The organism is Microcoleus sp. Pol17C6 (assembly GCF_036701145.1).
Taxonomy (GTDB): Bacteria; Cyanobacteriota; Cyanobacteriia; order Cyanobacteriales; family Microcoleaceae; genus Microcoleus.
In genome coordinates this window covers 27,400-39,644 of sequence record NZ_JAUBQH010000028.1, presented here as the reverse complement: position 1 = coordinate 39,644, position 12,245 = coordinate 27,400, and the positions used below count along the sequence as shown (strand labels likewise).

The window sequence follows — 12,245 nt, the reverse complement described above, 5'->3', positions numbered from 1 at the left end:
ATTTCTAGTTACCCTTTCCCAATTCCCAATTTCCCATTAGAAAACATATTTTTCAGCGACGCGCCAATAGCGAGAAAAACGCTTCAAATCAATATAACCATCGTAGCGGACAAAGGCTTCCGGTGGCAAAACTTCTACTGGGTGCGATCGCTTAATTTCCCGGCAAATATCCTGAAACCGAGGACTGGGACTTTCCGCAGTCACCACTTGATTCGCGCCGGATTCGATCGCAAAAGCGATAATTTCCGCAGCCACATCGCCCCGCCGAATAACTACCGGCAACTCCAGCAAACATTCGTAAATAAACACCATTCGTTTGAGACTTAACTGCCATTCATCAATCAGCGCATCATCCCAAACCCAGATTGCCGGTGCCTCTGGATGCGCTTTAAAAGCCGGGCCTTCAGGACTCAAGCAGTCACCGTGCAGCCAAATAATCGGATTGTTCATAAATTGGGAATAAGGAATTGGGAATGGGGAATTGGGAATAGGTATTTGGTAACTAATTACAACAGTTAACCGTCAACAGACAACAGTCAACCAATGAATTTTTAAGTTGTGCGACCTTTTTTAGAGCCTTGCCAACTTTTAGAACCGCCGCTACGATCGACCTTTTCTCCATGAGGAAACAACTGCCCTTCCAAATATTCGTAAGTTCCCTCAAAATCGCATTGCCCATAAAAAGGACAATCGCGACAATAAACCGCCTTAGTGTAACGCTCCAAATTTTCCCGATTAAAAAAATAAGGTTTGTGACTAAAAGTGCTTGCTACCCACTGCCAAGAAAGATTATTGCTCGCCGGATCTCCATCTAGCAAATGTTGCAAAAACCAGCGAGCTCCGGCTTGCCAGCGCACGCGACGCCAGTGTACGAGATAAGCGGCAGTCCACATCCGCTGGTGATTGTGCAAATAACCAGTTTCTCGCAACTGGCGACTGAAACTGTCGATGCAAACCAAACCAGTCGTGCCTTCGACGACATCCTGTGGCAGAGTTTCGCTGTAATCTTTAGCAGTGTAACCAGTTTTGTAAGGTTCCCGGTCTTGCCAAATCCCGTTGCCCAATTCGACGTACAGTCGCTGCCAATAATCCCGCCAACCCAACTCGTTGACAAGTTTCACTGCCTCTTCTGGATGCCGCACCTTCTCCAGGACGGCATCCCGGACTTCGGCAAGACTCAAAACGCCGTAGCGCAAATAGGGCGACAAGCGCGTTACCGCACCGTTGAGGAAATTGCGGGTTGAGGCGTACTTGCCGGGGTCAATTTGTTGCAGGGCTGTCTCGGCTGCTTTGCGCCCGCCTAGGCTCGGGGGTACGCTGCTGTCCCGGGCGGCGGCTTCGGGGAACTGTTGACGCACGTAGGCTATTAATTCGTCGCGGCTGGCAAATTCCCGCTCCATGTCCTGACTCATTCTTTTCTCAAGCACCTGCTATTGTTTCTTAATGTTAAAGCTATTTGTTCGGGCCTGCGGGGTCGATCGCCCTAAATTGCCCGCTTGATCCTGGTAACGTACAGTTTGCCCCAGCAGCAATTGATCGTCGGTTCGCAGCCAAAATTAGCATCAAAGTCAGTACACTCAGGGATAGATATCATACCAAAATCTCATGGAAACTTTTCCGGCGGACGCTAAAGCGATCGCCAGCTTAGCTAACGGACAGCAGCAAGGTACAAAACAACTGGAAAACAGCGAAGTTCAAGAGTTCGATCGAGCCATGATGCGCCGCTGCATAGAATTGGCTCGCCGTGCTCTGGGCAAAACCGCACCCAACCCCCTTGTCGGGTCTGTAATTGTCCGAGACGGCAAGATTGTCGGCGAAGGGTTTCATCCCGGTGCCGGTCAACCTCACGCCGAAGTTTTTGCGCTCCGGGAAGCGGGGGAACTCGCCGCAGGAGCGACCGTCTACGTGAACCTGGAACCATGCAACCACTACGGCCGGACTCCCCCCTGTTCTGAAGCTTTAGTTAAGGCCAAGGTGGCAAAAGTAGTGGCTGGCATGGTCGATCCGAATCCTTTGGTAGCTGGAACTGGGCTAGCTCGGTTGCGAGAGGCTGGCATTGAAGTGGTGGCGGGAGTGGAAGGGGAAGCTTGCCAGAAACTCAACGAGGCTTTTGTGCACCGGATTTTGTACCGCCGGCCTTTTGGCATTTTGAAATATGCAATGACTTTGGACGGTAAAATTGCTACCAGTAGCGGCCACAGCGCTTGGGTGACAGGTGAGGAGGCTCGGAGCGAGGTACACCGGGTGCGCGTCGGCTGCGATGCTGTGATTGTTGGGGGAAATACGGTGCGTCTAGACAATCCCCTACTGACGAGTCACAAGCCTGATAGGAATAATCCCTTGCGGGTGGTGATGAGCCGCACTTTGGATTTGCCGAAGTCGGCTTGGTTGTGGGAAACCTCTGTGGCGGCTACTTTGGTGCTGACTGAGCCTGGGGTTAACCCGGAATTTCAGGAATTTTTGATTGCCAAAGGGGTGGAAGTTGTGGAACTCTCGCCTCTGACACCGACAAATGTTATGGCTTATTTGTACGATCGATCTTTTCTTTCTGTACTCTGGGAGTGCGGTGGCACTTTAGCCGCTCAGGCAATTGCTGAGGGTGCAGTTCAAAAAATTATGGCTTTTATTGCTCCTAAAATTGTCGGTGGTCAAGGTGCTCCAACTCCTGTAGGAGATTTGGGCTTTTCCGCAATGACTGATGCTTTGACTTTAGAGCGGGTTTCTTGGCGTACAGTGGGTGCAGATTGTGTGGTGGAAGGCTATTTAAAAATTAAAGATTGAAAGTTAAAAGCGAGTCTTTTGAGTTTTTGATTTTTAACTTTTAACTCCTTTTATGGTTGAAATTCTGATTTGGAGTTTGATGATTGGCAGTCTCGGCTTGGAGGCTGCGCTTGTGGGTCTTTTGGTGAGCCACGAGCAATTAGATGCGGGGCAAAAATGCGATGAGGAGGAGGAAGTTTTGACTCGGTACGAATCTCAAGAGGATAATTTTAATGCACCTGAAAATGCGCGCTCCAAGGGCAATCTTAAATCTGATCCCAATTCTGTTGATTTGACGGTTTGGGAGTACAAGATTGTGCGGGCTAGCAACGATTTGTTCCGCAATCCTGCGATTTTTCACAAGCTGTGCGGGGAAGAGGCGGAAGCTGGCTGGATTTTGCTCGAAAAACTCGACGACAGGCGGGTGCGGTTCAAACGTCCGATCGCGCTGCGGGATGCCCCGAGGCAGAATTTACCAACGTTTGACCCTTACCGCACTCATTACGGCCCGATCTCGAATACGATGACTTGGGCTGCGGGGATCGTGTTTCTGAGTGCGATCGTGCTTCCTGCTGTTTTGGGCTATGCTTTGGTGTCTACTACTCTCACCAGAAGTCGCTCTAATTGGCCTCCGACACCTGTTCAATCTTTGCCTTCTCCCAGCGGGCCAGCAACTAATAAGTGAAACCTGGGCAAATTGTCGCTCGCCCTTTTTGCAACCTGTTTTATAGCAAGTCTAAATCCTTTGTAAACCCGATGTTTTTTTACGAACCGCGAAGGCGCAAAGACCGCGAAGGGAGAGAGGAGAAGTGAGGAGAAGTCTGGGGTGGTTTGGGTAATTTAGGCTTGCTATATACGTTATTTTGATTTAAAATTGGGGCGGTATTACTGAGGGAGCGGCTAGCAATCTCAAGTCATAATTTGTATCGCCTTGAAATTGAGAAACGCGGACAAAATAAGTCCCCGCAGGTAAAGCCCCATTGCTGACAATTGTTTCTGAAGCCGTGCCTAAATTGTTAGACGAAGCAATAAGATCATCTAATCCAACTGCGCCGTTGCCGTTGAGATCTTGAATTAATTCAACATCAACATCTGCACTCAAACCGTCAACAGTTACACTGAAAAGGCTGGGAGTATTGAGGATGAAACTGTAAATGTCGGCTGGTTCCGCTGCTCCCACCAAATCGCTCGCCGTTTGAATTTCTGTGAGAATGCCCAGGCTTTTTGCTGCGTTCAAATTGTCGGCGGGATCGGGGAGAGTGCTCAACAGTCCTTCTTGTTGACCGAATTGAATGTAATGGTCGATCGCACTTTTAACTGCGCCACTATTGACTGCTGCTGCTACCAGCGGATATTTTTCTAGATAAAAGCTGGGATCGAAGAAAACGCTGGCTTTGCGGTTTTCTAATTGACCGGCTTTGAAGTAGTGTTCAAAAGGGGTAAATTGATTTGTTTGGACTGCTGTCTGAACATCTGGGTTGCTTGCTAAATAGAAACCAACATCGAAGAAAGGGTTGGGGTTGCGTCGTTCAAATTGACCGAATCTAATAAAGTGATCGGCTGCTGAAAAGCCATTGAGTTTGGCTGATACCGCTACATCTGTATTGGTGTCTAAATAATAGCTGGCGTCGAACAGGGCATTCGGGTCGCGATTTTCAAATTTGCCAATTTTTCGGTAGTGATCGAAGGGACTCGATACCGTGCCTCTGGCAACTGCTACGGCCACATCTGGGTTGTTTTCGAGATAAAATTTGCTGTCGAACAGTGTTCTGAGGGTTAGCATTATTAAAAAAATCTCTCTGGACTTTAGTCTGGAAATTGCACGATCGAGAATCCAGTTTACATCAAAGTTTTGTTTTGTGAGGATGTCTTAATTATGGCTAAATCTGGACTGATGGCAATGCTGCGCCGCGCTGCGAGTATTGCTCAGAAATCAAGGGAAACGGGCATTCCGGCTGATGAACTGCTGGGGATGCTGAGCGCTGGCATTCCCAATTCTCCCATATCTCGGCGCCGCTTGCTGCACGGAGGTTTAGCTGCTGCGGGGGCTGTGGCTGCTGCGACTTTTACCAGGGAGGGAGGGGGAGCTTTTGCTCAACAGGGCGGACGATCGCCGATTTTGGTTGTGGGTGCGGGGATTGCGGGTTTGACGGCGGCCTATCGCTTGCGCCAAGCGGGCGTGCGCGCCGATATAATCGAGGCAACTAACCGCGTGGGGGGGCGGATTCGCACTATTCCCAAGGTGGCTGGAACGCTGATTCCGGCGGATCTGGGGGGAGAATTTATTGACACCGGCCACACTAATTTAATCTCGCTGGCGACGGAATTGGGTTTGCGGGCGATCGACTTAGCCCAAGTGCAGAGTGGACTGGTGAAGGATACTTTTTTCTTTCAAGGGCGCCGCTTTTCTCTTGAGCAAATAATCGCAGATTTTGCGCCGCTAGCGAGTAAAATTACTGCTGATTTGGAGGCGGTTGGCGATGAAATTAGCTATCAAGATTTTACAGAAGCAGCGGAAAGATTGGACAATCTTTCGATCGCTGAATATGTAGATCAAGCTGAGACTAGCACGATTGTCCGGCAGCTACTCCGCATTGCTTATACGGGAGAATACGGTCGAGATCCTGAAGAACAGTCGGCGTTAAATCTGCTGTTTTTAATCGGTTCTGAACCGGGCAGTTTTGAATTGTACGGCAACAGCGATGAGCGTTATCAAATTGACGGGGGTAATAGTCAAATTATCAACCGTTTGGCGGGTCAATTGTCTGGTTCGATCGAGGCGGGGACGGTTTTGGAAGCGATTACTCTTTTGCCGGATGGCCGCTATCGGGTAAATTTGCGATCGGGACAAAGCGCCTTCGAGCGCACTTACGAGCGAGTTTTGTTAACTTTGCCGTTCAGCACTCTGCGAGACGTTAAAATTAACGTACCTTTGCCCCAACCGAAGCGTAGGGCGATCGAGCAATTGGGTTACGGTACTAATTCTAAGTTAATTACCGGCTACCGCAGCCGAATTTGGCGGGAACCTTATCGATCGACTGCTTCTGTTTATAGCGATTTAGGATTCCAGAGTACCTGGGAAGCTACGCCTTTTGTTGCTACTCCTAACGGTTTAGTTACTAATTTTACAGGAGGAAAGCAGGGTTTGTCGATCGGTGCCGGAACTCCCGAAGACCAAGCACAAAGATTTTTGAACCAATTTGAAAGAGTTTTTCCCGGAGTGAGAAATTTGCGATCGGGCAAAGCTGTGCGAGCTTATTGGCCGGGAGAACGCTTTTCTAAAGGTTCTTATTCCTGCTATTTAGTCGGACAGTGGACGCAAATGTACGGGGTTGAAGGCGAACGAGTTGGCAATTTATATTTTGCCGGGGAACACACTTCGCTGGAAAATCAAGGTTACATGGAAGGCGGTTGCGAAACTGGACAAAGGGCGGCTGTTGAAATTTTGCAAGACTTGGGTTTGATACCTTCTGCTGATGCTTTGAATGCTCGAACTGCGAGCAATTTGAACAATCGCCGTCCCAGCCGGAAAGTTCCCGGAGCGCAGAATCTTAGGAATAGGAAGCCGAGTATTAGATAATCTCCCAAGGTGCGTATTTAATGCTTGTTTGCCGTTGCTCCTAGCCCGTGCATCTAATTCTTGTGGGGTGGGCTTGTAGCCCGCCCAAAAATACAATTTAGATGCCCAACAGCTTAAAGCCATTTTACTGATTTTAAATCGGAACTTACCCCCTGCGGGGGTAGTTCTGTGGGCTGTATTCTTTGTCCCGTCTCGGTTTTAGCGACTTGACTGCCGACAAACCGTAGTCATGTATTTAAGATTTTCTCAATATTTAGGGCGAGAGTATTGTTCTATAGATGAATTTAAGCAAAAACCCAGCCACATAAGGGTTGTAAGAGATTGTAGTCATCTAAAAGACTTGGACGCTCCGGGCAAGTCTCACCTCGCAATGGTTTCACACGGAACTTACCCCGTGTGCGGGGTAAGTTCCGTTAAATCAGTAAAATTACTGATGTTTGAGATCTGTCATCTACCTTAAGATAGAAATCATGAAGTTATCCGAGCATCATTAGGGAAGTACCACGGGAGCATCACCCATACCAGGTGTCGCTGATGGACATGAATGATGAGAATTGCCCCATCCGCTACAGGTAGTTTCCACCAAAGCACAATTTTTCCTACCCATAAGAAAAGATGAATCAATTGAAGCAGTCGGTAAAGCAGTTTTGGTCGATCGCAAACCCCTACTTCTTTTCCAGAGAAAAATGGGGAGCTAGGGGGTTGTTCGCCCTCATAATGTTATTAATGCTAGGTTTCAATGCTGTGGGCATAGTCCAGAGCTATATTATGCGGGACTTGATGAATGCAGTCACGGGAAAGAATGTTTCAGACTTCTATAAGATGTGGCTGATGCTATTGGGTCTGTTTGCCATATTCACGCCCATTATGGTTTTCTTCTTATATTCGCAAAATGTACTGCAACTCTACTGGCGAAAGTGGCTAACGAATCACTTACTGAAGAAATATTTTAGCAATCAAGGTTTCTACAAAATTAAGTTCAATGATAAGGTTGATAATCCGGATCAGCGTTTAGCTGAAGACGTTAATTTGTTTGTTAAGCAAAATATTGATATTTGGGGATTATTATTCAACCAAGTTGTCACAATAATTTCTTTTCTCGGCGTTCTCTTTACAATTGACAAAGCACTGACTTTAGTTGTTTTTATACTGGCTGTTTTTAGAACTGTTTTCACTATTTTTATAGGTAAGAGATTAAGTAGATTAAAGTTCAATCAATTACAACGAGAAGCAAATTTTCGCTATAGTTTGGTTCATCTTCGAGACCACAGTGAATCCATTGCTTTTTACCGAGGTGAAGAGCGTGAATTTAGTGCAGTATCACAGCGATTTAATGAAGTATTGAATAATTTTAATAACCTGATTGTCTTGCAGCGTAACCTTGGTTTCTTTACCCAAGGAACAGGGATGATATTTACAAATTTACCTATAGTTTTTTTAGCTCATCGATACTTTGCGGGTCAGATAGATTTTGGGCAGGTAACGCAAGCTTCTGGAGCGTTTGTGTCTATTTTAAGTGCCCTGGGCTTTATTGCCGAGAATTTTGATATGCTAACTAACTTTACCACTCAGATTAATCGTTTAGGAACATTTGATCGGGTTCTGTCCGAGCAAATGGCAGCACCTCGAGCCGGCATGGCAACGATTGATGTTGTGGAACAGCACTATCTCGCTCTCCAACGAGTTACCTTAGAGACGCCTAACTATGAGCGAATCTTAGTTAGAGATTTATCTTTCAAGGTGGGGCAGGGTGAAAGCGTCTTGATTGTTGGACCTTCTGGCGCTGGCAAGAGTTCGTTAATGCGAGCGATCGCAGGATTGTGGAATGGGGGTACGGGTTGCATTGTCCGTCCTAAACCGGAGAAAACGCTGTTTTTGCCCCAACGGCCTTATATGCTGCTAGGGGACTTACGCAGCCAATTGCTATATCCCAACACCAGCGGTCAAGTTACTGATGAACAACTGCACGAAGTACTCGAACAAGTCAATCTTTCCCATTTGCCAGAACGGGTAGGTGGATTTGATGTGGAATTGGAATGGGCTGATGTTTTGTCACTAGGAGAACAACAACGGTTAGCATTTGCACGCCTACTGCTGACTAAACCTCGCTACGCTATTTTGGATGAATCAACGAGTGCATTGGATGTGGCTAACGAGAGACGGCTCTATCAGTTGCTCAAAGAAACAGGAACTGCCTTTATCAGTGTCGGTCACCGTCCGACTTTGGTACAGTATCACGAGCAGGTCTTAAGGCTAGTTGGTAATACCAATTGGCATCTGATATCGGCTAAAGATTACAGCCCCGATCTCGCCGAGTTTGCTTGAAAAATGCAATTGCCGAACTGCAAGTAATGGTCTTTACCGTATCCGACTCAAAATTCCAGGCGTGCGATCGGGTAGAACAGAGTAACTTTTGACCGTACCCGTCCATCACTTCCCTTTTAGGAGTTTTTCAATAGCGTGTTGCCATAGCATTGACATCACTTGAAAGCAGTTGATGAAGACTCCAACGCAGTATAGCAATCCTAAATCATTCAGATAAATTTGTAGGGGTAGTGCCCCCGTGCCTACCCCCTCTCTATCGGGGCAACCACGGGGGGATTGCCCCTACAATAATTACGCAAATCATTTAGGATTCCTATATACTGATAGCGATCGCCATGTTTGAAAAGATGTAGTGGAGAAAGCAGTTATAGTTCTGCTGCCCTAGTCCTACACCAGCAGATGCAACCCGCTACTATCAGCAGGGTTCGCGTGAAGATAGCGACCCGTCGTCTCAATTTAGCTGTGTCCCAATGTTGCTTGCACCAAGTTGATGGGCACACCCCTATTCAATGCCTGACTGGCGGGAGAATGCCTTAGCGAGTGCGGCGAAACTTTCCCCTCAACCTCGGCCCGCTTGCCGGCAGTCGCTACAATTTTGAGAACGTGGGATGAGGTCAAGTGCTCTCCTTTCCTGCTCAAGAACACCACAATCAGTTCTAACGTTTTTGTCCTGGGTTATCTTGAGTAACGACCATGACTTTACTTTACTTTATAAAGTTTGATGTCTTATCATAGCCCAATGCAGCATGAGAGTGACGCGCCATACATATAGATATGCTAGCCTAATTTTAGCTGCATTATATTGTAAAATTAATTTCCTAACTTGCCTAAAAAAGTATGATTTATTTACATTTAACAGTAGCTTTATCTAGTTTACTAATGTCCCCGATATCAGCTCGCCTTTTGATTGCAGACGCTACAAATACAATTGCCCAAAACTCCGAAATTGACGAGCCGTTTTGCTACATGAAAACCCCCGACGGCAAAACAATAGACTTAGGCAAGTTATGCGAGAAACAGCCATCTTTAGGAAATTCCCAAACTTGCATTCCCGGTTCCAACATTGCTGCGAAGGTGTCAATTGCAGCGACTAATTATGACGGCAACTTTTTTAGCGGTAAAGTCCTTAATCAAGGCTGCAAAATAATCAAGAATGTCAAAGTCAATTATGAAGTTTTGGACGAGTCAGGCAATTTAATTGACAACGGATTTATCTACGCTCAACCAGTTACTCTTGCGCCCGGAGAGTCAGCCGCCTTTCGGGGCGAAGTTGTCGCGGGGGCTAAAGTACAGGCTACTCATGCCGACGGTCAGGAATGATTTTAGATTTTAGATTTTAGATTTTAGATTGAAGAATTGGACAGTTAACCCACGGATGAATCCGGGGGCTTTGTATCCCGGATGCTTTCGGTGAAGAATGATTGTTGAGATTTGCCCGATCACTGTTATCATGTTTTGGCTCAGATATCTCTATGACTTACGCAGAGATCCCCCTAAATCCCCCTTCAAAAGGGGGACTTTGAATAATAATCTTGTCCCCCCCTTACTAAGGGGGGTTAGGGGGGATCGAAGTTTGAATATTCTTGCAGAGATCCCCAAAAACAGAATTTGCGAGGGCAAAATATCTTGAAAACTCGATCGACATACTGGCAAATCTTACCCTACCTCCGTCCCCAAAAACAAACCATCGGTAAAGCATTAGCTTGTACCGTAGTATTTACCGTATTTTGGCCGATTATAGCGTGGCTGGTTGGCGAAACAGCCAAATTTATAGGTAAAGGAGATTTACAAGGGTTCGCTCAAATTGCTGCACTCAGCGCCATTATATTTCTACTTCGCGGTACAGCCCAGTACGGTCAAGATACGCTGATGGCAAAAGCAGCTTTGACTATTGCTTTAGAAATCCGCAAAAAAGTCTACTCCCACCTGCAAAAACTCAATCTCGGCTACTTTGAAACTGCCAAAACCGGAGACTTATCCTACCGCCTCACCGAAGATATTGACCGCATTGGCGAAGTCGTAAATAAATTTTTTCATCAGTTTATTCCTTGTATTTTGCAGCTAATTGCCGTCCTGGGATATATGATTTATCTCAACTGGCAATTAACCTTGGGTGCATTAATTATTGCACCGCTGATGGCTATTTTAATTGGCTGGTTTGGCGAAAAACTGCTGAGTTACTCGCGTCAAAGTCAAAATCGCATCTCTGATTTATCCGCTTTGCTGACAGAAGTATTTAGTGGCATTCGTTTAATCAAAGCATTTGTGGCTGAAGACTACGAAATTGCCCGCTTTGCAGAAGAAGCAGAACAAAACCGCCGCGCTAAGTATTTGTCAGAACGAATAAAAGCACTTCAGTTCGTTGTAGTTGGTTTTCTGGAAGCGATGAGCGTGATTTTGCTCTTTTTCTTGGGAGGTTGGCAAATTTCTCAAGGAAATCTTACAGGTACTGAATTTATCAGTTATATTGCAGGGGTGGCACTTTTAATTGACCCCATTGCTATTACAACTGCTAATTACGGGGATTTTAAGCAGGGAGAAGCTTCTAGCGATCGCATTTTTGAATTATTAGCAATTGAACCCGCTGTAGTCGAAAAAGCGGGTGCCATTGAACTTCCCCACGTTACCGGAAAAGTCGAATACCGCAATATTAATTTTGCCTATAACTCAGAGACACCCATTCTGCAAAACATGAGTTTGTTGGTGCTTCCCGGAGAAATGATTGCTCTCGTGGGTGCATCCGGTGCGGGTAAAACTACTTTAGTAAACTTATTACCCAGATTCTACGATCCGCAAGCGGGACAGATTTTAATTGACGGTATTGATATTCAAGATGTCACGTTAAATACTCTGCGGAGGCAAATCGGAATTGTACCGCAGGAAACTATTCTTTTTTCGGGTACAATTGCTCAAAATATCGCTTTCGGTCAATCTTATTATGAACTGAAAGATGTTCAAAAAGCTGCGGAGATTGCTAACGCTCATCAATTTATTAGTCAGTTTCCCGAGGGCTATCAAACTTGGGTAGGAGAAAGGGGTGTAAATTTATCTGGGGGACAGAAACAAAGAATTGCGATCGCCCGTGCAGTTTTGCTCGATCCCAGAATATTGATTTTGGATGAAGCGACATCGGCGCTGGATTCGGAATCCGAAAGTTTAGTGCAGGAAGCGCTGGAAAGATTGATGCGCGATCGCACTGTGTTTATTATCGCGCACCGTTTGGCTACTGTGCGGAGAGCCGATCGCATTTTAGTTTTGGAAAAAGGCAGAATTGTCGAATCTGGGACGCACGAGGAGTTGCTGGAAAAGGGCGATCGATATGCTGGCTACTACGCTCAACAGTTTAGTCAGTAAGGTACGCTAGAAACAGGGTTTTTAGCCGTTTCTGCTGGCCTCAACGAAGTATTGTCGAAAAAACCCGGTTTCTGACTACTCGGGCGCACTTCGACAAGAAACCGGGTTTTTGGCCGAATCTGCTGGCCTCAACGAAGTAGTGTCGAAAAAACCCGGTTTCTGACTACCCGTGCGTAAGTCCTATGAAGAATGATACAATAAATTATCCAACTGGATATTTACTGAT

10 protein-coding genes are annotated in these 12,245 nt (G+C 46.4%); 6 read left to right on the top strand and 4 right to left on the bottom strand.

Going from position 1 to position 12,245, the window contains the following annotated elements; translation table 11 throughout:
* Window positions 1-36: 36 nt before the first annotated feature.
* Together QUA25_RS15620 and QUA25_RS15615 are read right to left on the bottom strand one after the other, a co-directional pair.
* The gene (locus QUA25_RS15620; protein WP_333039342.1) at window positions 37-450 is read right to left on the bottom strand and encodes a hypothetical protein; all 414 of its coding nucleotides are present in this window, start codon (window positions 448-450) and stop codon (window positions 37-39) included.
* A gap of 101 nt (window positions 451-551) precedes the next feature.
* Complete coding sequence (locus QUA25_RS15615) at window positions 552-1,412, bottom strand: FAD-binding domain-containing protein (RefSeq protein ID WP_333039338.1); 861 nt, start codon at window positions 1,410-1,412, stop codon at window positions 552-554.
* A 193-nt stretch (window positions 1,413-1,605) separates the two neighbouring features.
* Between QUA25_RS15615 and ribD the strand changes: the two genes are divergently transcribed.
* Both ribD and QUA25_RS15605 read left to right on the top strand, forming a co-directional pair.
* Entirely contained in the window at window positions 1,606-2,781 is a 1,176-nt protein-coding gene (gene ribD / locus QUA25_RS15610; protein ID WP_333039336.1) for a bifunctional diaminohydroxyphosphoribosylaminopyrimidine deaminase/5-amino-6-(5-phosphoribosylamino)uracil reductase RibD, read from the top strand.
* 52 nt (window positions 2,782-2,833) lie between these two features.
* Window positions 2,834-3,445 (top strand): hypothetical protein, encoded by a 612-nt coding sequence (locus QUA25_RS15605; protein WP_333039333.1) that lies wholly within the window; start codon window positions 2,834-2,836, stop codon window positions 3,443-3,445.
* A gap of 183 nt (window positions 3,446-3,628) precedes the next feature.
* Here QUA25_RS15605 and QUA25_RS15600 read toward each other — a convergent pair whose 3' ends face one another.
* The gene (locus QUA25_RS15600) at window positions 3,629-4,543 is read right to left on the bottom strand and encodes a PPC domain-containing protein (protein WP_333039331.1); all 915 of its coding nucleotides are present in this window, start codon (window positions 4,541-4,543) and stop codon (window positions 3,629-3,631) included.
* 93 nt (window positions 4,544-4,636) lie between these two features.
* On the opposite strand from QUA25_RS15600, the gene QUA25_RS15595 reads away from it, so the two are divergent.
* On the top strand, window positions 4,637-6,340 hold the full coding sequence (locus tag QUA25_RS15595; RefSeq protein WP_333039330.1) for an NAD(P)/FAD-dependent oxidoreductase: 1,704 nt from the start codon (window positions 4,637-4,639) through the stop codon (window positions 6,338-6,340).
* A 615-nt stretch (window positions 6,341-6,955) separates the two neighbouring features.
* Complete coding sequence (locus QUA25_RS15590) at window positions 6,956-8,665, top strand: ABC transporter ATP-binding protein/permease (protein WP_333039328.1); 1,710 nt, start codon at window positions 6,956-6,958, stop codon at window positions 8,663-8,665.
* Between the two features lie 456 nt (window positions 8,666-9,121).
* On the opposite strand, the gene QUA25_RS15585 is transcribed toward QUA25_RS15590, so the two are convergent.
* The gene (locus QUA25_RS15585; protein WP_333039421.1) at window positions 9,122-9,310 is read right to left on the bottom strand and encodes a tyrosine-type recombinase/integrase; all 189 of its coding nucleotides are present in this window, start codon (window positions 9,308-9,310) and stop codon (window positions 9,122-9,124) included.
* A gap of 234 nt (window positions 9,311-9,544) precedes the next feature.
* Between QUA25_RS15585 and QUA25_RS15580 the strand changes: the two genes are divergently transcribed.
* Window positions 9,545-9,985 (top strand): FxLYD domain-containing protein, encoded by a 441-nt coding sequence (locus tag QUA25_RS15580; protein WP_333039324.1) that lies wholly within the window; start codon window positions 9,545-9,547, stop codon window positions 9,983-9,985.
* Between the two features lie 306 nt (window positions 9,986-10,291).
* On the top strand, window positions 10,292-12,019 hold the full coding sequence (locus QUA25_RS15575) for an ABC transporter ATP-binding protein (RefSeq protein ID WP_333039322.1): 1,728 nt from the start codon (window positions 10,292-10,294) through the stop codon (window positions 12,017-12,019).
* Window positions 12,020-12,245: the final 226 nt, after the last annotated feature.